Genomic DNA, 20,043 nt, shown 5'->3' with positions numbered 1-20,043 from the left:
GTCAATTTTGCCTTCGCATCCGTTGCGGTAAGTGCCGCACACCTTGCGGCTTGAGCCGGGCGGGGCCGTAAAGTCAGCGTTGCCCCGACCCGGCCGGCCCTGCCAGCCTGCCCCTTGTGACCCTCGAACAACTCGGCTGGAACGACCGCTTCGCCGCCGCCTTCGCCCCGCACGCCGCCGCCGGCTGCGTGCCCGCACGCGTCACACTCGAGCTCAAGGGTTTTTTCGAAGTGACCGGGGCGGAGGGCGCGCGCCTCGGCGAGTGCTCGGGCAAATTCGCCCGCGACCACCGCTCCGCCGCGGACTACCCGGCCATCGGCGATTGGGTCGCGGTCGCCCCGCAGCCGGGCGACGACACCCGCGCCATCATCCACGCCGTGCTGCCGCGGCGCACGAAGTTTTCCCGCAAGGCCGCCGGTGAACACTCGGTTGAGCAGGTCGTGGCCGCCAACGTGGATACCGTGTTCCTCGTCGCCGGCCTCGACGGCAACTACAACCTCCACCGCATGGAGCGCTACCTCGCCGCCGCCTGGGCCAGCGGTGCGGAACCCGTCGTGCTGCTCAACAAGGCCGACCTCAACGACGACACCCAAGCCCTCATCGCGGAACTCGGCATCACCGGTCGCGGCGTGCCCGTGCATGTGGTCAGCGCGCAGACTCGCCGCGGCCTCAAGGCCCTCGCGCCTTACCTCGTGCCCGGCCGCACCGTCGCGCTGCTCGGGTCGTCCGGCGTCGGCAAATCCACCCTCATCAACCGGCTCGTCGGCGAACGCCTGCAGGACACCCAGGAAGTGCGCGAGGCCGACAACAAGGGCCGCCACACCACGACGCAGCGCGAGCTGATCGTGACGCCGTCCGGCGTCATCGTGATCGACACGCCCGGCATGCGCGAACTGCAGCCCTGGGATGCGAGCGCGGGCATCGACGCCGCTTTCGGTGACGTGACCGCCGTCACCGCCCGCTGCAAATTCCGCGACTGTGCGCATGGCGTCGAGCCCGGCTGCGCCGTGCAAGCCGCCCTGGCCGACGGCTCGCTTGACCCGGCCCGCTGGAGCGCCTGGCAGCGCCTGCAGCGCGCCGCCGCCTACGAGGTTCGCCGCGTGAATCCCGAGGCCCGCCAGCTGCAAAAGAAGGACATCAAGAAGATCACCAAGCAGCTCCGCCAACGCGTGCACGAAAAGTCGGGCGAAGAGTAACCGGTAGTTTGAGTTTCGGGAGGCGGGGTGCCCCACCCCGCGAAGCTCGATTCCCGGGGGTGAGGGCACCCCGCCTCCATGCCGCCATTGACCCGGACACCGGCGGTCGCATATTGCCCTTCATGTTCACCATCCTCGGAGCCGACGGAAAGGAATACGGGCCGGTCACGGCCACCAAGATCGCGGAATGGATCGCCGGCGGCCGCGCCAACCTGCAAACGCAGGCCCGCCGCGCCGGCGAGACCGACTGGAAGACGCTCGGCGACTACATTGAGTTTAATCCCGCTGCCACCCCGCCTCCGCTGCCGATGGGGTCATCCGATCCTGCCGCCCCCGTGGTGCCCGCCCCGGTTGCCGCCGGGTCCGATGAACCGGAGCTGGCGGAGCGCGGCACGCGCCTCGGCGCCTTTCTGATCGACTACCTCCTGAGCGTGCTGGTGACCGTGCCCGGCTTCCTGATTCTCGGACCGGCGTTCTTCAGCGTTTTCCTGTCCGCCATGCGGGGCCAGGAGCCCGACTTCAGCGTCCTCCAGGCCGGCACCCTGCTGACCGGATTCGCCGTGCTGGCCCTCGGCGGCCTCACGCTCCTGATTGTCCAGATCGTCATGCTGAGCACCCGCGGCCAGACCATCGGCAAGCGCATGCTCGGCATCCGCGTCGTGCGTTATCCGGAAGGCAGCCCGGCCGGTTTCGTGCATGGCTGGCTGCTGCGCAACCTGGTGCCGGGCATCATCCAGATGGTCCCGTGGATCGGTTTCGCCTTCTACATCACCGACGCCTGTTTCATCTTCTCGCAGGAGCGCCGTTGCCTGCACGACCTCATCGCCGGCACCAAGGTGGTTAAAGCCTGAGCGCAGGCCTTGGCTCTCTCCTGGAGGGTCGCCGCAAGCGGCGACCCTTGTTGCTCCATCCCAAGCGGAAAACTCATTTCGCGGAGCCGCCCGCTTTGCCCAGCAGTGCATCGAGCGAAAGTTTGCCCGGTCCGAAGGCCAGCACGAGGAGCGACGCGAGCAGGAACAGAAAGGGCGCGGCACCGGTAAACTGATCGGGATCGCTCACAATCGCGCTCAGCGCGTCGCGATCCGCCGTCCCGTAGGCGACAAGCATGGTGAAAACCAGCGGCACCGACGCCGGCCGCGCGAACAAACCGAGCGCGAGCAATATCCCGCCGACGCATTCCGTGCCACCGGCCAAGATCGCGTTCAGCTTGGGCAACGGAATGTCGAGCGAGGCGAAGAAGCCGGCGGTGCGGTCGAGGTTCATGAGCTTGCCCCAGCCGGTTTGGGCAAACTGCCAGCCCCAGAAGAGGCGGATGACCAACAGCAGCGGAGACTGCAGGAAAGCGGCGACCGCATCAAACTTGGCGAGCAGGGGGCGGAGTTGCATGGGCGTGGGAGAGACCAGTTGGCGGAATATTCCCATCCCATCTCCGTTACCTGTCATTCTGAGCGCAGCGAAGTTACCGAGCCGAAGGCGACAGGGCTCAGATCCAGATCGATGCGCGCCGGCGGGCGTGCAACTGGATCCTTCGCTGCGCTCAGGATGACAGTTTCGTGCTCGCCGAAAAATCGCCCTATCTTCGGCAGAACCACCCCAGCTGCATCCAGGTGCTGAACCAGACCTGTACTTTTCCGGCCCAATCGGCCTGCGCCGGCTTTGCACGGGGCAGCCCGGCGGCCAGCGCCTGGCCGAGTGGCTGGCCCGCGCGGATCGCGAGCAACACTTTGCACGCCGCGGGCTCGAGGCGCTTGAAGTAGATCCGCCCGTCCATGCGATGCACGGCCACGGCGCACTTCTCGCGCTCCGGCAGCGGCACCCGGCTGACCTTGGCCGTGCGCACGCGGGTCGGGGCGTTGCTGGCGTCGCCGCGCAACAAGGCCTCGCGCTTCTTGATCGCGATCAGGAACTCGTCCACCGGGTGGTCGAGCAGAAGGAGCTGGAGGTAGGGCTGCAGCGCGAGCCGCACGCGGGCCGGATTGACGCCGGCGAGATCCTCGACGCGGAAAAGCGGTTGCGCGCCGCCGTCGTAGACCTCGACCTGCGCCCACTCGAAACGCGCGAGGTCGAGGCAAAGTGCGGTGTGCGGCTTGGACCACTTCGGCTCCTCGCGCAGAAATTTCTCCAGGCGTGACGGCAGGTTGCGCAACGTGAAGGAACGCGACGGGTATTTCTGCAGGTAGGCCTCGGCCATCCGCATGAACTTCGCGTCACCGAGCACCGCGCGCAGGCCCGGACAGTCCTCGTAGAGGCTGTCGAGCACGCGGAACCAATACATGCGGTTGTAGATCTCGAGGCGCTCGAAGGAGGTGAGCCGGTCGTTGGGCTTCGCGATCTCCGCCGCGGCCGCGGCGGTGGAGCGGCCGTCGCGCGTGCGCGGTTTCATGCGGTTGTCCGCCGTGAGCGGCTGCGACACCAATCCCCACATCGCGCGCTGGAGCGCGGCGAGGTCCCGCGTGGAATCAATGCGCGCGGGGGCGGTCGCGACCTTGGGCTTCGCCGCTTTCGATTTAGAAGCCATAAGCAAAATCCGTCATTCTGAGCGCAGCGAAGATTCCAAGCGGACGCCCGGCAACCATGTCATCGCCGCATATTTCCTTGGATCCTTCGCTACGCGCAGGAAGACAGTCCGGGAGGTCATGACAATAGTCGGACATCTCACTTCGCCTTCGCTCGGCTCACCCTCTGCGGTGCCGGGATCTTTGCCGCGCGCGCCTCGGCGATGAATTGGTTGGCCTTGAGGGCCTCGTCGTGGACTTCCTGGAAGGACGGAATCTTGTCGTCCCACTCCAGCAGCGTGGCGGTCACGCCGCAGAGCTTCGTGGCGTGGGCATAGAGTTTCCACACCGGGTCGAGCACAGGATGGTCATGCGTATCGAGGATGTATTTCTCGAACTTCGTGTGCCCGGCGATGTGCATCTGCGCGACGCGGTGATGCGGCACGTTGTTCACGTAGTCGTAGGGATCGAAGCTGTGGTTCTTCGAGGAGACGTAGATGTTGTTCACGTCGAGCAGGATTCCGCAGTCGGCCAGCTCGACGACCTCGGTGAGAAATTCCCACTCTGTCATCTCCGAGACATGGAACTCGGTGTAGGAGCTGACGTTCTCGACCGCAATGGGCAGCTCGAGGTAGTCGCGCACCATGCGGATTTTCTCCGCCGTGCGCTTCGCGGCGGCAAAGGTGTAGGGCATCGGCAGCAGGTCGTGCGAATAGGTGCCGTCCACGCTGCCCCAGCAAAGATGGTCGGAGAGCCAGGGTGTCCTCGTGCGCTTCGTGAGCGCCTTGAGCTTCTTCAGGTGCGCACGGTCGGGATCGTCGGCCGAGCCGAAGTAGAGCGACACGCCGTGCTGGACGACGCGGTATTGCGCGAGGATGCGATCGAGCACCTCCAGCGGACGACCGCCGTCCACCATGAAGGTCTCCGAGATGATCTCGAACCAGTCCACCGTCGGCTTCTCCGCCAGGATGTGGTCGTAGTGCGGCACGCGCAGGCCCAGGCCGATGCCGTAGTCGGTGTAACCGTTGTGAGGATTGGCGGGCATGGGCGGAGAGCGGGTTCAGCTTGGCAGGAACGGTGACGGAAGCGAGTCGCGGAAAACAAACGGAGACCGGGCCGCGGGGCCCGGCCTCCGGAAAAATCAAAGGGGACCGCGCCGGGCGCTCAGCCCTTCTTGTCGGCGGCCTTGCAGCCGTCCTTGCTCTTGCAGGCCTCCTTGGCCTTGCAGGTGTCCTTGCCGTCGGCGGATTTGCAGGTGTCCTTGCCCTTGCAGCCGTCCTTCGCCTTGCACCCCTCCTTGCCCTCCTTGGCCTTGCAACCGTCCTTCCCCTTGCAGGCGTCTTTGCCTTCCTTGGCCTTGCAGCCGTCTTTGCCTTTGCAGGCATCCTTGGCTTTTTCGCCGGCGGGGGCGGCGCTGCCGGACTCGGCGGCGTTGGCTTTGACGGCGAGGGAACCGGCATAGAGGCCGGCGATGGCGGCCGCGGTGATGATGAGTCGCGTGGACTTGTTCATGGGGATCATGGATTGGGTTTGGGTTTCAAGGCCACCGCGACGGCACCATGCCAGCGGGCGGCAAGAAGGGAATGGACCTATGGGAGTGCGGAAGGTGCGGGGGTATTCCCCGAAAATAACGTAAACCAACCAAATCTCGTCGGGCGTGTGTCGTGCGCACCCGGGGGCGCAAAAAGGCCGCGGCCCTGCCATCGCCTACATGATCCTGTCCACCAACGTCCCGCCCCGCCCGAAAGCCTCGAGGTTGGCGAGAAAGTGCCGCGCAAGATTTTCATCCTGGTCCCGCGTACCACCGCCGATGTGGCAGGTGATGAAGCAGTTTTTTGCGTCCCACAGCGGATGCGCCGGGGGCAGCGGCTCGGGGTCCATCACGTCGAGGTAGGCGGCGCCGACGTGGCCGGAGGCCAGCGCGGCCATCAGGGCCGGTTGGTCCACGGTGGTGCCGCGCCCGATGTTGTAGAAACGCGCCCCGGATTTCATCTGGGCGAAGCGCGCCGCGTCCATCCAACCGGTGGTGGCCGGCGAATCCGGCAGGATGTTCACGACATGGTCCGCCGCGGCGAGCGCGCCGGGCAGCGCGGCCTCGCCCACCACCGGCACGCCTTCGTCGCCGCGCGGGCGGCGACGGTAGGCCGTGACCTGGGTGCCGAAGGGCTGCAGCAATTCCGCAAGGCGGCGGCCGATGGCGCCGTAGCCGAGCAGCAGCACGGTGCGTCGCGTCAGCGTGCCGTTCGTGAAACGGTCCTCCAGGTAGCGCCACTCGCGCGGGGCCTGCTGATTGCGGAACTGGACCAGCAGGTTGCGCTCAAGCGCGAGCATCTGCCCGAGCACGTGCTGCGCGCAGGGATCGGCGAAAACCTGCGAGGCGTTGGTCACGGGCACGCCGCGGCTTTTCATGGCGGCGCGGAGATCGTCGCGGTCGTAACGGGTGTAGCCGGCCGAACTCAGCTCCACGAATTTCAGCCGCGGGCACGCCATGACCTGGGCGACGTCCGGCTGGCCGAAAGCCACATCCGCCTCCGCCAGCGTGGGGTCGTCGGCCCCGGCCGCCAGCACCAGGGGCGAGGCCTTGGGCGACACGATCAGCCGGTGGCCGGCGGCACGCAGCTGCGACTCGAACACCGGCAGCGCTTCGGGACGGAAAACGTGGTTGGTCCAGACAGTCAGGCTCATGCCTCCATCCCGGCGGCGCCCCGCCCGCCGGGCAAGCGCAAGTTGCACAAAAACCCCATGCACCTCCTTGCCAACGGCAACCGGAAGCCTACCGTGAATTTCGCATGTTGCTCCGCTATTCCCGCCCCGCGGTCAGCCTCCTCGCTGCCCTTACCTTCTCCCTGAACCTCGCCGCCGCCGAAAACACCGGCCCCGCCGTCGCCCGCGGCAAACTGAGCGACGACGAACGCCTGACCACCGCGGTCATCGATCCGGCCTCCGACGAAGGCCGCGCCGCCCTCGGCCGGATGAAGCTGCCCGCCGGCCTCACCGCCCACCTCTGGGCCGCCGAGCCCATACTGGCCAACCCCGTGGCCTTTGCGCTCGACGAACAGGGCCGCGTCTTCGTGTCCGAGACCTACCGCTATGGGTCCAGCACGCTCGATATCCGCGGCTACATGTGGATGCTAGAGGACGACCTCGCCAACCGCGACCAAAAGGACTGGCTCGCCTCCATCGAACGCAACTTCGGCAAGGCGGGTCTCGCAGAACTTTCCAAGGAGTCTGAACGCGTGCGCCTCATCGAGGACACCGACGGCGACGGCACGGCCGACAAGTCCTCCGTCTATGCCGAGGACTTCCGCGGTCCGCTCGACGGCGTGGCCTCCGGCGTGCTGCCCTACCGCGGCGAAGTCTGGTTCACCAACATCCCCTCGCTGTGGAAACTCACGGGCAAGGACAAGGCCGAGAAGCGCGAGGAAGTCCTGCGCGGCTTCGGCGTGCGCTTCAACTACACCGGCCACGACCTGCACGGCCTGACCCTTGGGCCCGACGGCCGCATCTACTTTTCGATCGGTGACCGCGGCACCGCCGTGACCAACAAGGAGGGCGCCTACGTCCATGTGCCCGACACCGGCGCGGTGTTCCGCTGCTGGCCCGACGGTTCGGGCTTCGAGGTGTTCGCCACCGGTCTGCGCAATCCGCAGTCCCTCGCTTTCAACGAATACGGCGACCTTTTCACCGGCGACAACGACTCCGACCAGGGCGACGAAGAGCGGCTCGTGCATGTCGTCGAGGGTGGCGACAGCGGCTGGCGCGTCGGCTACCAGTTCAATCCGCGCGGCAATGCCGGCCCCTGGAACAGCGAAAAACTCTGGCACCCGCGCCACGCCGGCCAGCCCGCCTACCTCCTCCCGCCGCTCGTCAACATTGAGGACGGCCCCTCCGGCATCGCCTACCATCCCGGCACCGGCCTGACGCCCGACTACGCCGGCCAGCTCTTCATCACCCATTTCAAGGGCGCCATCAGCAACTCCGGCATCTTCACCTACAAAATGAAGCCCTCCGGCGCCAGCTACGCCGTCGAGGCCGCCGCGCCCTTCCTGCTTGGCGCGCTTCCGACCGACGTCCGTTTCGGTCCCGACGGTAAACTCTACTACTCCGACTGGGCCGAAGGCTGGCCCAAGTCCAAGCGCGGCCGCATCTACTCAATCTTCGATCCCAAGCTTGCTGACTCGCCCGAGCTGAAGGCCGTGAAGATGCTCATCGCCTCCAACTTCACGAAGAAGACCAACGAAGAACTCGCCACCCTCCTCGCCCACCCCGACTGGCGCGTGCGCCTTGAGGCCCAGTATTCGCTCGCCGAACGCGGCACGGCCGCACTGGCCCTTTTCAACCAGGCCGCCACCGGCTCCAGCGACCTCGCCCGCCGCCACGCGGTGTGGGGCCTCGGCCAGATCGCGCGGAATGACCCTGCCGCCCTCGCCGCTCTCCGACCGCTGCTCACTCATGCCGACGCCGAAGTCCGCGCCCAAGCCGCCAAAACACTGGGTGATCTACACGATGCCGCGTCGGCCGACGCCCTTGTCGCCGCCCTTGCCGCCGACGCCCCCCGCGTGCGTTTCCATTCCGCCGAAGCGCTCGCCAAGCTGAAGCACGCGGCAGCCGTTTCCGCGCTCCTCGCCGCCGTCCGCGCCAACGACGACGCCGACGCCTACCTGCGCCACGCCTACGTGATGGGTCTCGCCGGCTGCGCCACGTCCGAGCAGCTCGCCGCCCTCGCCACCGACGACTCCGCCGCCGTCCGTCTCGCCGCCGTGCTGGCGCTGCGCCGCCAGCAGAGCCCCGCCATCACCGCCTTCCTCGCCGACCAAGACGCCTATGTCGCCAAGGAAGCCGCCCTCGCCATCAACGACGCGCCCATCGCCGCCGCTTATCCGGCGCTGGCCGCCCGTCTTGGCCAGACCCGCGAGGAAGTGGTCGGCCTGCGCGCCCTCAACGCCCACTTTCGCCTCGGCACGCCCGAAAACGCCGCCGCCCTAGCTTCCTTCGCCGCGAGCGGTGCGGCCGCGAGCCTGCGCGAGGAAGCCCTCGAACTGCTCGCCCTGTGGCCCAAACCGCCCGCCCGCGACCGCGTCGTCGGTGTCTTCCGCCCGACCGCCGACAAGACCCGCCCGACCGAGGTCGCCGTCGCCGCACTCACCCCGATCCTGCCGGGGCTCTTCGGCGCCAGCACGCCCGACAACGTGCAACTCGCCACCATCGACGCCATCAAGACTCTCGGCCTGAAGAACGCGGCCGAGGTGCTCGCCAACGTCGTCGCCGACCGCGCCCAGTCCGCCACCGTGCGCGTCGCCGCGCTCAAGAGCCTCGACAGCCTCGCCCCCGACTTTGTGGCCGCCAGCGCCGAATCGGCCGCGACCAGCGACCTGCCCGAGCTGCGCCTCGCCGCCCTGCCCATCGTCACCCGCCTGCACCCCGACTCCGCCGTCACCCGACTGGGCGCGCTCATCGAAAGTGGCACCGCCCTCGAACAGCAGACCGCCTTCCGCGCGCTCGCCGAAGTAAAGGACCCGAAGGCCGATGACATCCTCTTCGCGCAGCTCGACCGGCTGAAGGCCGGCCAGATCGCGCCCGCGGCGCAGCTCGACCTGCTCGACGCGGCCGCGCAACGCGAGGACGCGCGCATCAAGCAGGCTCTCGCCGACCGCGAGGCCGCGCTCGCCCAGGACCCCGACCCGCTCGCGCCCTACCGCGTGGCGCTTGAGGGCGGGGACGCCCGCAAAGCCATCCGCATCGTCCGCGGCAATCCGGTGGTCCAGTGCATCCGCTGCCACCGCGTGGATGAAGGCGGCGGCGGTGACGCCGGCCCGCACCTCGCCGGCATCGGCGCCCGCGTTTCCCGCGAATACCTTCTCGAGTCCCTGATCAAGCCGAGCGCGAAGATCGCCGCAGGATTCGAGATTGTTTCCGTCACCAGGACGAATGGCGAAAGTGTTGTCGGCACGCTGCTCTCGCGCGACGCCTCCGGCCTGAAGCTCAAGGTCGGCGACAACGACACCGTCACCCTTCCGGCTGCCGAGGTTAAGTCCGTCGAGTCGGCCCCCTCCGGCATGCCCGAAGTCGTGGCCTACGTGCTCACGAAGTCCGAAATCCGTGACGTCGTGGCCTATCTCGCCACCCTCACCCAGCCGGTGAAGTCACGCGAGCAGCTCCCGCTGCGGGCCCTGCGCAAGGCGGGCGACAACTGATTGTGCTGCGTCAATCTGCAGGCGGGGCCAGCCAGCCCCGCTTTTTTTGCGCCCCCACCCCGCGCTTGCCAGCGCGGGACCGCTGCGATTGGATGCCAAGGAACGGGCCAATTCTGATGAACGCATGATTTCGCGTCTCGCACCGCGCCAGCCATCGTGCCGGCCAATGGCCCGCATCGGATTATTCAATTAACCCGGCCGGGAATGCTTCGGTTATTCTACGCCCCTTTCCCATGGAAGCCCTGCTCATCCTCCTCCTGCTTTATCTCGCCGTCGCCCTGATCATATTTCCCATCTGGGCGATCATCAAGATTGGAGGAAGCAACACAGAGATCGAGAGCCTTCGCCAAAGGCTCAGTTACCTCGATGCCGAGCTCAAGGAGCTGCAGATCAAGCAGCGTCAAGGAGTGAGCGCGAAGCCTGCCACGCCGCCTGCATCGGTGGTCCAACCCGTGGTCGTTACTCCGCCACCCGTGGTCGTGACCCCGCCGAGCATGCCGACTCCGCCGCCGGCCCCAATCGAGCCGGTCTCACCCCCGGTCATCACTTCAGTCACGCCCAGTCCCGCAGCATCGCCTGCACCCGTGGCCGAGCCGCCACCGCTGCCGCCGGTTGTAGCCGGCCTCACGGAGGCCGGTCCCAAGGTCAGCGATTCTGGCTACACGCAAACTGCCCCCGAGTCCGCCTACGAAAAGCCCGCCTTCAACTGGGAATTGTTCATGGGCGCAAAACTCTTCGCCTGGCTAGGCGGTCTGGCGCTTTTTCTCGGCGTCGCTTTCTTCGTCAAATACTCCTTCGAGACGGGGCTCGTGCCCGCAGAAGTTCGCGTGTCGATGGGCTTTCTCACCGGAACAGGCCTGATCGTCGGCGGAATCAGGCTCGTCCGCAAAGGCTACACCGCCCCGGCCCAGAGCATGGTCGCTGCAGGTGTCGTCTCGCTCTACGCGGTGACCTTCGCGTGCAACTCCGTCTACAAGTTCGCGTTCTTCGGCACGGTTCCGACCTTCCTGCTGATGGTGCTGATCACCGCCACGGCCTTCGTGCTGGCCGTGAGGCTGCCAGCACAGGTGGTGGCCATCCTCGGCCTGCTCGGCGGCTTCCTCACCCCGATCCTGCTCTCGACCGGCGTGGACAACCCCGGCGGGCTCTTCGGCTACCTCGCGCTGCTCGACCTCGGCCTGGTGGCCGTGGCCCTGCGCACCGGCTGGCGCCACCTCGTGCCGCTCAGCGCGGGCGGCACCGTGCTCATGATGATCGGCTGGGCGGCCAAGTTTCTCAACGCCGGCAAGGTGCCCGTCGCCATGGTGGTGTGTCTTAGCTTCAGCGCGCTCTACCTCGCCGCCGCTGCATGGGCCCGGCGACGCGAGCTCTCCTCCCGGGCCTTCTCGCTCACCGCCGCAGCTCTGCCCTTCGTGGGTTTCGGCTTCGCCTTTGTCTTTCTTCCCTACGGATCACTGGCCAGTGCAGCACCGCGTTACCTGGTATATGTGTTGATGCTCGACGCAGCGCTGCTGGCGCTGGCCTGGCGCCACGAATTACTCCCACGCATCCACATTCTTGCCGGCCTGACGGCGTTCGTACTGCTCAGCGCGTGGACGGGGGTGCATCTGACAGACGCTAATCTGCCGTGGGCGCTGGCGTTTTATCTGGTCTTCGCGGGGCTGCACACGGTGTTCCCGCTCTGGCTGGAGCGTGCGCGCCCCGCGGCCGGGGCCTCGTGGTGGAGCCAGCTGTTCGCCCCGCTCACCCTGCTGCTGCTGTTGTTGCCCATCTGGAAACTCGACGAGGTGTCATTCCTGATCTGGCCCGCCATCCTCCTCGTGGACCTGATTGCCATCGGCCTGGCGGTGGCCACGGCTTCGCTGGCTTCGGTCGTCGCGGTGCTGGTGCTCACGCTCATCGCCACCGGGTTCTGCCTGTTCCGGGTGCCGGCCGATCTCGGCCTGCCGTTCCCGCTGCTGCTGGCCATCGGCGGTTTCTCCGTGTTCTTCTTTGCCGCGGGTTTCTGGCTGGTGCGCAAACTCGGCGACCGGCTGCCGGCCGGGGAAACCAACGGGCTCTTCGGCGATGTCCGGGCGCAACTGCCGGCCTTCTCCTCCTTGCTGCCCTTCCTGCTGCTGATCATGGCCACCGCCCGACTGGCGGTGCCCGACCCGTCGATGATCTTCGGCCTGGCGCTGCTGCTCGTGGTGCTGACGCTCGGCCTTGCGAAACTGCTGCGCGTGGACTGGCTGCCTTTGTGCGCGCTGGCTGGCGTGGTCGGGCTGGAATTCGCTTGGCACACACGCCACTTCAGCACCGAGGCGCCGGCGCTGCCGCTGTTCTGGTATTTCGGTTTTTACGCGATCTTCGCCGCCTACCCGTTTGCCTTCCAGAAAACGTTCGCCGATCGCACCGGCCCTTGGGCCACGGCCGCCTTGGCAGGCATCTTGCATTTCCCACTTGTCCACCGGTTGATCGCAGCGGCGTCACCCAACGAGTTCATGGGCCTGCTCCCGGCGCTGTTCGCGGTGCCGCCGCTGCTGAGCCTCGTCGGCATCCTGAAAACCGTGCCCGCGAGCGAGCCGACGCGCCTCAACCAGCTCGCCTGGTTCGGCGGCGCCGCCCTGTTCTTTATCACGCTCATCTTCCCGCTCCAGTTCGGTCATGAAAAACTTACCATTGGCTGGGCGCTGGAAGGCGCGGCGTTGCTCTGGCTCTTCCACCGCGTGCCGCATCCGGGCCTGCGCGCCACGGGCGTCATGCTGCTGGTCGTCGCCTTCGTGCGCCTGACAGGCAACAGCGCGGTCTTCTCCTACCACGTGCGCGGCGATATCCCGATTCTCAACTGGTATCTCTACGCCTACGGCGTGGTCATTGCCGCGCTGTTCATCGGCGCCAAGCTCCTCGCCCCGCCCCGCGAGCGCACGTTGGGAATCAACTCGCCTCCCCTGCTCAACACGCTCGGTGTCATCCTCGCGTTTCTGCTGCTTAACATCCAGATCGCCGACTTCTTCACGGCCCCGGGCGCGACCACCCTCACCTTCAAGTTCCGCGGCAGCTTCGCCCGCGACATGACCTACACCATCGCGTGGGCGCTGTTTGCCCTCGGTCTGCTCGGCGCCGGCATTTGGAAGGCGCAGAAGGCCGCCCGCTACGCCGCCATCGCGCTGCTCGGCGTCGCCCTGGCCAAGCTCTTCCTCCACGACCTCGCCCGCCTCCAAGCCCTCTACCGCGTCGGAGCGCTCATGGGGGTGGCCATCATCGCGATCCTCGCCTCCTTCGCCTACCAGCGGTTCCTCCCTGCCCATGAAAAAACTTCTCCGCCCGCTTCGTAATGCCATCGTGCTGGGCACGCTCACCCGCGCGGTCTCCGCCTTCGCCGCGATCGTGCCCACCGAGTGGCGACACCGGCAGGAAATCAATGTCTCCACGCCCGGGGTCATCCGCGTGGAACTGCCCGACGCTACCTTCGACGCGGCCCGACCCGACCTGGCCGACCTCCGCCTGCTGGATCCGGATGGACGTGAAATCGCCCTGCTGGTTGACACTCCCTCCACGCCGCCGGCCCACACCACGCGCCCGGCCTCCTTCGAGGCGCGGCTGGAAAACGGCAACACCGTGCTGCTGCTTGGCACTGGCACGGAAAACATCGGCCTGGCCGCGATAACACTCGAGACGCCGCACCCGCACTTCCTGCGTGCCGCCAAAATCGAAATTTCTTCCGACCGGGATAGCTGGACCAGCGTGGATGAAGGCGTGCCGCTGTTCCGCCAGTGGGGCGCCGAGCGCCTGGCCATCACGCTGAACCATCGGCCGGCCGCCTGGATCCGGATTACCGTGCAGGGTGTCACGGTGCCGTTCACCGGAGCATCGCTCCATTTCGCGGCGGCTGAGCCGGTCTCAGCGCTGCCGGTGGGAGCCCGCATCACGGGGCGCCAGGAGTTTGCCGGAGAAACGGTGCTGACGGTCACCCTGGACGGAAAGCATGCACCGCTCACCGCGCTGGAACTGGACACGCCCGAGCCCCTTTTTATGCGGCGTGTCACCGTGGCGGTCCGTGATGTGCGCGACCTGGTGCCCGGCGAACGCATCGTCGGCAGTGGCACGCTCTATCGCGTCGCCCTGGACGGAGCGAAACCCCGGGCGCAGCTGGAGCTGAATTTCTCTCATCAACCGCTCTCCCGTGAGCTTCTCGTGCATATCCACAACGGTGACTCGCCGCCCTTGGCGGTGAATGGGCTGCGCGTGAAGCGCGAACCCGCCGGCCTGCGCTTTCTCGCTCCGAGTGCCGGGAGCTACACGTTGTTGGCGGGCAACCCGCAGGCCAAGGCCCCGCGCTATGATCTGGCCGCGCTCGTCGGCGACCTGCAGGCGGCCACGGCCACAATCGTTGCGCCGGGTCCGCTGCAGGACACCACTAATTACCAACCCCGCGCTTCGCTGGCCGAGCCTCCGCTGCCCGACGTGCCGCTTACCGGGGCACCGCTGGATCCCGACGGCTGGACCCGCCGCAAGCCCGTGCAACTCGCCGCCGCGGGCGTGCAGGAACTCGAGCTCGATGCCGCGACGCTGGCCGGTGCCCGTCACGACTTCGCCGACCTCCGCCTCGTGCGCGCGGAGAACCAGATTCCCTACCTCCTCGAACGCACCAAACTCGCCCGCTCGCTCACGCTTGCGCCCGAGACGGCACCGGACACCCGGCGTCCTTCCGTCAGCACCTGGCGCCTCAAGCTTCCGCACGCGGGCTTGCCGCTCCTCCGTCTCGCGCTCACCTCCGACACCCCCCTTTTTCAGCGCCAGTTCCGGCTCTACGAAAAAGTCACTGCCGGCGACGGCCGCTCCTATGAGCACACGCTCGCCAGCGGCGAGTGGAGTCGCACGCCCGAGGCGGGCTCGCCGCGGACCCGGGTGTTCGAGCTCAGCAATCGGCTCCAGACCGACACTCTCTTCCTGGAAACGGACAACGGCGACAACCCGCCCGTCGAACTCGCCGGCGTGAAGGCCGAGCACGCCGTCGTGCGGCTCGTGTTCAAGACGGCCGAGACCGACGGCTACGAACTCCTCTACGGCAACGACCACACCGCGGCCCCCCGCTACGACCTGAGCCTGGTCGCCCCGCAGCTGCTCACCGCCGACCGGCACTCCGCCCGCCTCGGCGCCGAGGAAGCCGCGCCCGCGGGATTCGCCCGCGGTGCCCTGCGGCACCTCAAGGGCGGATACCTGTTTTGGGGCGCGCTCTCGCTGGTCGTCGTCGTGCTGCTCGTGGTGGTCGCCCGCCTGCTGCCCAAGGCCGAAGCATCAAAATAAGACGGAGGCCGAGGCGGCGGGACGCCGATGAGGATTTGACCGACGTCCCCCGCGCTTCATAAAAATCTGCGATGTCACCCCGCCAAGCCCTGCCCCTGCTCTGTCTGGCCGGGCATTTGCTGACCGGGATGACGCAGGCCGAGCCCGGGATTTTTCATCCTGAAAGCGGCCGGCCTTCGATCCGGGATTTCCGACCCACCGAGTATCGCGGTCACCCGCAGGTTTACGGCATCACGCAGGGCACCGACCGCATCATCTACTTCTCGACCCAGGAAGGCATTACCGGTTTCGACGGGGCGCGCTGGACGCATTATCCCATGCCTTCGGCGCAGGTCTATGAACTGGTGACGACGCCTGACGGGCGGATCTGGGCGGGCGGCAACGATGAGATCGGTTACTTTGAATCCGCCCCGGCGGGTGGCCTGGCCTACCGGTCTTTGCGCGCAAAGCTGCCAGCGGATGCGGCGCCCTGGGGGCGAACCCTCCGGGTGCTGCGGCTCGGCAGCCAGGTCTATTTCACGAGTGCGCGGGGCGTGCTGCGCGTCGGCGCAAACGACTCCATCGCCTATTGGTCAACCTCCCCCGACACGCGGACCACCGTGCATCAGGTCGGAAAGGAGCCGCTCGTGCATCTGACCGGTCATGGCCTTTTCCGTCTTGGACCCTCCGCTTTGATCCCGTTCAGCGTTGCGCCCGAGATAAAGGACAGCACCCGGGTGGCCTTCGCCCAGTTGCGCGACGGCCGCGTGCTTTTCTGCGGCACCGGCACGGGGGCGTTCCTCATGGATCCAGCCACCGGGGGGATGGAACGGTTCACCGGCCTGCTCGACGAAGTGCTGCGTACCACCCGGGTGATGAACGCGCTCAGCCTGGCCGACGGCTCGGTCGCGGTCGCCACCAGCGGGCGCGGCCTGTTTCTGTTTTCCGCCGATCTCCGGAGGATGCGTCACCTCGACCGCGGCACGGGCCTCGCCGACAATGCAATTCTCAGTCTGACGGAGGACCACGAAGGCGGCCTCTGGCTCGGCTACAACTCCGGCGCGGCCCGGCTCGCCCTCGACAGCAATGTCACCGTCTTCGATGCCACCAACGGCCCCACCCCCGGGACGATCGACGGTTGGGGCCGGCACGAGGGCCGGCTGTATGCCGGCACTTTCGACGGACTCTACCGCATGGAACCGGCCACGACGGACGGACGGGGCGCCCGTTTCGAACGAATCAACGCGAACATCGCGAACATCTTCGCAATCATCTCGCACGGAGGAGACCTGGTCGTTAGCTCCCACCCCGGCCTTTTCCGGATCAATGCGACTGGCGATGAAATGGTCGTGCCCACCCCGACGAGCAACACCTACGCCATGACTCCGTCCCGGCGGCACCCCGGCCGATTCTACCTCGCCGGGGGCAACGGACTCACCGTGATTGAAAACCGGGACGGCCGCTGGCTGAAAATCGGCGAACGACTCGATCTGGGCGATGCCCACAGCATCGAACTGGACGCCGACGACACCCTCTGGCTGGCCACCTACAGCCGCGGTTTCTGGCGCGTGCCAGCCGCCGAGTCCGTCACCTACTGGCAGTCCGCAATCTTCGAGCAATACCACCGCGGCCACGGTCTGCCGGATGGCATCGTGTGGACCAACGTATCGCCCGGCCACGCCGGCACGGTGTTCTTCACCGACAAGGGCGCGCGTCGCTTCGACAAGGCCTCCAAAAGCTTCCGCCCCGAGGACCGCTACGTCACACCGGAAGCCCCGGCCCTGATGCTGGTGCCCAGCGCCGTGAGCCAACACGACACCTGGGCTTCCGCCTTCCAGGGCACCTCACTGGTCGCCACCTCGCCTCTGGGGCGTTTCACACCGGGACCGGCCGGAGGCCACGTCTGGAAAAGTGCCGCTCCCGAAGCCCTGCAGGAGGTGGGTTTCGGCGGCGCCGCCGTGCTCTGGGTGGAGAAGACCGACACGGGCGACGTGCTCTGGGCCCGCGGCTACAACAACACCGTGCGGATCGACCTGAGCGCCCCCGCGCGGCCCGCCGCCGCTTGGACGACTTTGATCCGCAGCGTCAATGCCGAGGGTCGCCGCCAGGCCTTGCCCGCCGGCGACCACACGACGCTGCGCCTGCACTACTCCCGCGAGCCCATCATCTTCTCCCTCGGTGCCCCGCGTCTGGGCGCACTGGACGGCCTGCGCTACCAGACGCGATTGCTCGGCTACAGCGACCATTGGTCGGACCCGTCGACGACGGCCAGCGCCACCTACACCAACCTGGAAGGCGGACCCTTCACGTTTGAAGCGCGTGCCATCGACGCCACCGGAGCGGTGAGCGAGACCGCACGGCTGACCTTTGCCGTGGCACCGCCGTGGCACCGCTCCCCCGCGGCTCAGGCCGGCTACGTGGCGCTTGGGCTGGCCCTCGTCGTCGGCTACATCCGCTGGCGGCTCGGCGCGGCCCGCCGCGAACAGCGCCGGTTGGAGAAACTTGTCGAGGCCCGCACCGCCGAGCTGGCCGTGGCGCGCGACCAGGCCGAGTCGGCCAACCGCGCGAAGAGCGTCTTCCTCGCGCACATGAGCCACGAGCTGCGCACGCCGCTCAACGGCATCATCGGCTACTCGCAGGTGCTGCTGCGCGACCCCGCCGTCACCGGCGCGCAGCGCGAACGCGTCGGCATCGTGCAGAACAGCGGCCAGCACCTCCTGCGCCTGATCAACGAGGTGCTCGACTTCTCCAAGATCGAGGCCGGCAAGATCGAACGGCACGACGCCCCGTTCCACCTCGGCCAGCTCCTGCGCGAACTCGCCACCGCCCACGAAGCCGCCGCCCACACCAAGGGCCTCGCCTTCTCGCTGCGCCTACCCGATGCGCCGCCGGAGTTCGTAACCGGCGACCCGCAGAAACTCCGCCAGGTGCTCGACAACCTGCTTTCCAATGCCGTGAAGTTCACGCGCCGTGGCGGCGTGACGCTGGAGATCGAGGCCGTCGGCGAACACTGGCGCTTCGCCATCACCGACACCGGCGTGGGCCTGACCCCCGAAGACCGCCAACGCCTCTTCCAACCCTTTGAGCAGGCCGCCACGCGCCCCGCCGGCGAAGCCGGCACCGGCCTGGGCCTGGTCATCACCAAGCGGCTCGTCGAACTGCTCGGCGGTGAACTGCAGGTCGGCAGCGAGGCCGGCCGCGGCAGCACCTTCCATTTCGCACTGGCGCTGCCCATGACCTCAGCCCCGACCGCGGCCAGCCGCCACCCGCTCGGCGCGGGCGGCTACGAAGGCCCGCGCCGGCGCGTGCTGATCGTGGATGACAACGAAGTCAACCGCACCGTGCTGGCCGACCTGCTCTCGCCGCTCGGCTTTGAGTGCGTCCTTTTTGAGTCAGCCGAGGCGGCGTTGGCCGCGCTGGACAACCAACCCGCGCCGGATCTGGCCTATCTGGACGTCAAGCTGCCCGGCCTGGATGGGTTGGAGCTTACGCGCCGCCTGCGCGCCCGCTCGGCCACGGCGCAACTGCCCGTCGTGCTCACCTCCGCCTCGGTGCTCACCTTCGACGCCTCGGCGGCGGTCGCGGCCGGCTCCAACGATTTTCTCCCGAAACCCTTCACCGAAACCCAGCTACTCGAGCAACTCACCCGCCTGCTCGGCCTGAAATGGCGCGTTCCCGCCACCCAGGCCGCAAGCCCGGGCGTGGCAACCCTGCCGGCGGACATCCGCGCCTCCCTGCTGGCGGCGGCGGACGCCGGCGACATCGCCGCGCTCCGGGCCGCGATCACCGACGCCCGTGCCCGCCATCCGGGCGCGTCATCGCTGCTCGACCGGCTTGAAACCCTGGCGGGAGCCTATCAGGTTGAGCGGGTGCGCGAACTACTTCGCACCCTTCCCTCATGACCCAGCCTCCCACCGTCCTCGTCGTCGATGACACCCCGGCCAATCTCGGCCTCGTGCTGGAAACCCTGGGCGGGGCCGGCCTGCGCGTGCTGGTGGCCGAGAACGGCCCGCGCGCCCTGGAGCTGCTCACGCAGCAACCGGTGGATCTCGTCCTGCTCGACATGATCATGCCGGGAATGGACGGTCTGGCCGTCTGCCAGCGCATCCAGCAGAATCCTGCGTGGCGTGAGCTGCCGCTCATTTTTCTCACGTCCGTGGATGTTCCCGCCCAGAAGGTCCGGGCGCTCGAATCCGGAGCCGTGGATTACATCAGCAAGCCCGTGCATCCGCCCGAGGTGCTGGCCCGCGTGCGCACCCACCTCGACTTGCGCGCGGCGCGCCTCGCCCTGCAGCAGAAAAATGACCGCCTCGAGGCCGAGATCGCGCTGCGGCTCGACGCCGAGGCCCAGCTCGCCCAGTCGCTCGACCGCGCCCTGCTGATCGCCGACCGCGACGGCCGCCTGATTTTCCAAACGCTTCGTGCCACGCACCTGCTGTTCAAGCACCTCGCCCATCACCAGCCCGGCTTTCTGCCGCCGGAACTGAACACCGGCGAACGCTACCGGAGCACGGCCGGCACCCTCCTGCTCCACCGCTTCACCGAGCAGGGCAACGACTCCCTCACCGTGCTCTACCTCATCGAGGAACACGCGCCGCCGGGACCGGTCGAGCTGACCAAGCTGGGCGTCACGCCCCGCCAAGCGGAGGTGCTTTACTGGGTCGCCCAGAGCAAGACCAACGCCGAAATCGCCATCATTCTCGGCACCAGCCCGCGCACGATTGAGAAACACGTGGAACAGCTCTTCGAACGCCTCGGCGTGGAGAACCGCGTCGCCGCCGCCGCCCTGGCCAACGAGCAGCTGCGACGGATGCCGGAATGATGGGAAGCTGGTGGGCAGGGCGCTTGCGTGCGCTCCGATCGCATTGGCCTGTAGTTGCGTTGTCGCGC

12 protein-coding genes are annotated in these 20,043 nt (G+C 67.5%); 7 read left to right on the top strand and 5 right to left on the bottom strand.

The features are described from left to right. Window positions 1–116 precede the first annotated feature (116 nt). Both rsgA and ESB00_RS02995 read left to right on the top strand, forming a co-directional pair. Complete coding sequence (rsgA, locus tag ESB00_RS03000; protein WP_129046243.1) at window positions 117–1,196, top strand: ribosome small subunit-dependent GTPase A; 1,080 nt, start codon at window positions 117–119, stop codon at window positions 1,194–1,196. A 122-nt stretch (window positions 1,197–1,318) separates the two neighbouring features. Beyond that, window positions 1,319–2,047, top strand: coding sequence for an RDD family protein (locus ESB00_RS02995; RefSeq protein WP_129046242.1), 729 nt, complete (start codon window positions 1,319–1,321; stop codon window positions 2,045–2,047). A 73-nt stretch (window positions 2,048–2,120) separates the two neighbouring features. Here ESB00_RS02995 and ESB00_RS02990 read toward each other — a convergent pair whose 3' ends face one another. The 5 genes from ESB00_RS02990 to ESB00_RS02970 all read right to left on the bottom strand — a co-directional run bounded on the left by ESB00_RS02990 (window position 2,121) and on the right by ESB00_RS02970 (window position 6,376). Next, window positions 2,121–2,582, bottom strand: a complete 462-nt coding sequence (locus ESB00_RS02990) for a DoxX family protein (protein ID WP_129046241.1) — start codon at window positions 2,580–2,582, stop codon at window positions 2,121–2,123. Window positions 2,583–2,769: 187 nt separating this feature from the next. Beyond that, window positions 2,770–3,714, bottom strand: a complete 945-nt coding sequence (locus ESB00_RS02985) for an HvfC/BufC N-terminal domain-containing protein (RefSeq protein ID WP_129046240.1) — start codon at window positions 3,712–3,714, stop codon at window positions 2,770–2,772. 137 nt (window positions 3,715–3,851) lie between these two features. Then, the gene (gene bufB / locus ESB00_RS02980; RefSeq protein ID WP_129046239.1) at window positions 3,852–4,736 is read right to left on the bottom strand and encodes an MNIO family bufferin maturase; all 885 of its coding nucleotides are present in this window, start codon (window positions 4,734–4,736) and stop codon (window positions 3,852–3,854) included. A gap of 119 nt (window positions 4,737–4,855) precedes the next feature. Then, a complete protein-coding gene (locus ESB00_RS02975; protein ID WP_179954371.1) occupies window positions 4,856–5,203 on the bottom strand; it encodes a hypothetical protein in 348 nt (115 codons plus the stop codon). 195 nt (window positions 5,204–5,398) lie between these two features. Next, a complete protein-coding gene (locus ESB00_RS02970) occupies window positions 5,399–6,376 on the bottom strand; it encodes a D-2-hydroxyacid dehydrogenase (protein ID WP_129046238.1) in 978 nt (325 codons plus the stop codon). A 104-nt stretch (window positions 6,377–6,480) separates the two neighbouring features. Between ESB00_RS02970 and ESB00_RS02965 the strand changes: the two genes are divergently transcribed. The 5 genes from ESB00_RS02965 (at window position 6,481) to ESB00_RS02945 (ending at window position 19,975) form a co-directional block, all read left to right on the top strand. Then, the gene (locus ESB00_RS02965) at window positions 6,481–9,885 is read left to right on the top strand and encodes a PVC-type heme-binding CxxCH protein (protein ID WP_129046237.1); all 3,405 of its coding nucleotides are present in this window, start codon (window positions 6,481–6,483) and stop codon (window positions 9,883–9,885) included. A gap of 233 nt (window positions 9,886–10,118) precedes the next feature. After that, window positions 10,119–13,202 carry a DUF2339 domain-containing protein gene (locus ESB00_RS02960; protein ID WP_129046236.1) on the top strand — a complete coding sequence of 1,028 codons (3,084 nt, stop codon included), beginning with the start codon at window positions 10,119–10,121 and terminating at the stop codon, window positions 13,200–13,202. Next, window positions 13,174–15,174: a DUF3999 family protein gene (locus tag ESB00_RS02955; RefSeq protein ID WP_129046235.1), complete on the top strand. Its 2,001-nt coding sequence runs from the start codon at window positions 13,174–13,176 to the stop codon at window positions 15,172–15,174. The genes ESB00_RS02960 and ESB00_RS02955 overlap by 29 nt, the downstream gene beginning before the upstream one ends. 71 nt (window positions 15,175–15,245) lie before the next feature. Further along, the gene (locus tag ESB00_RS02950) at window positions 15,246–19,055 is read left to right on the top strand and encodes a hybrid sensor histidine kinase/response regulator (RefSeq protein ID WP_129046234.1); all 3,810 of its coding nucleotides are present in this window, start codon (window positions 15,246–15,248) and stop codon (window positions 19,053–19,055) included. Beyond that, a complete protein-coding gene (locus tag ESB00_RS02945) occupies window positions 19,052–19,975 on the top strand; it encodes a response regulator transcription factor (protein WP_129046233.1) in 924 nt (307 codons plus the stop codon). Before ESB00_RS02950 ends, ESB00_RS02945 begins: the two co-directional genes overlap by 4 nt. Window positions 19,976–20,043 lie beyond the last annotated feature (68 nt).

This window comes from Oleiharenicola lentus (assembly GCF_004118375.1).
In the GTDB taxonomy this organism is placed as follows: domain Bacteria; phylum Verrucomicrobiota; class Verrucomicrobiia; order Opitutales; family Opitutaceae; genus Lacunisphaera; species Lacunisphaera lenta.
The sequence above is the reverse complement of the archived record's forward strand: the minus strand, read 5'-3'. Positions and strand labels throughout refer to the sequence as shown.

What these genes read in the sequence shown, in the direction of transcription:
- bufB (WP_129046239.1), bottom strand. Translation starts at nt 4,736, where the DNA reads ATGCCCGCCAATCCTCACAACGGTTACACCGACTACGGCATCGGCCTG.
- ESB00_RS02965 (WP_129046237.1), top strand. Translation starts at nt 6,481, where the DNA reads ATGTTGCTCCGCTATTCCCGCCCCGCGGTCAGCCTCCTCGCTGCCCTT.
- ESB00_RS02990 (WP_129046241.1), bottom strand. Translation starts at nt 2,582, where the DNA reads ATGCAACTCCGCCCCCTGCTCGCCAAGTTTGATGCGGTCGCCGCTTTC.
- ESB00_RS02945 (WP_129046233.1), top strand. Translation starts at nt 19,052, where the DNA reads ATGACCCAGCCTCCCACCGTCCTCGTCGTCGATGACACCCCGGCCAAT.
- ESB00_RS02975 (WP_179954371.1), bottom strand. Translation starts at nt 5,203, where the DNA reads ATGAACAAGTCCACGCGACTCATCATCACCGCGGCCGCCATCGCCGGC.
- ESB00_RS02985 (WP_129046240.1), bottom strand. Translation starts at nt 3,714, where the DNA reads ATGGCTTCTAAATCGAAAGCGGCGAAGCCCAAGGTCGCGACCGCCCCC.
- ESB00_RS02950 (WP_129046234.1), top strand. Translation starts at nt 15,246, where the DNA reads ATGTCACCCCGCCAAGCCCTGCCCCTGCTCTGTCTGGCCGGGCATTTG.
- ESB00_RS02995 (WP_129046242.1), top strand. Translation starts at nt 1,319, where the DNA reads ATGTTCACCATCCTCGGAGCCGACGGAAAGGAATACGGGCCGGTCACG.
- ESB00_RS02960 (WP_129046236.1), top strand. Translation starts at nt 10,119, where the DNA reads ATGGAAGCCCTGCTCATCCTCCTCCTGCTTTATCTCGCCGTCGCCCTG.
- ESB00_RS02970 (WP_129046238.1), bottom strand. Translation starts at nt 6,376, where the DNA reads ATGAGCCTGACTGTCTGGACCAACCACGTTTTCCGTCCCGAAGCGCTG.
- ESB00_RS02955 (WP_129046235.1), top strand. Translation starts at nt 13,174, where the DNA reads ATGAAAAAACTTCTCCGCCCGCTTCGTAATGCCATCGTGCTGGGCACG.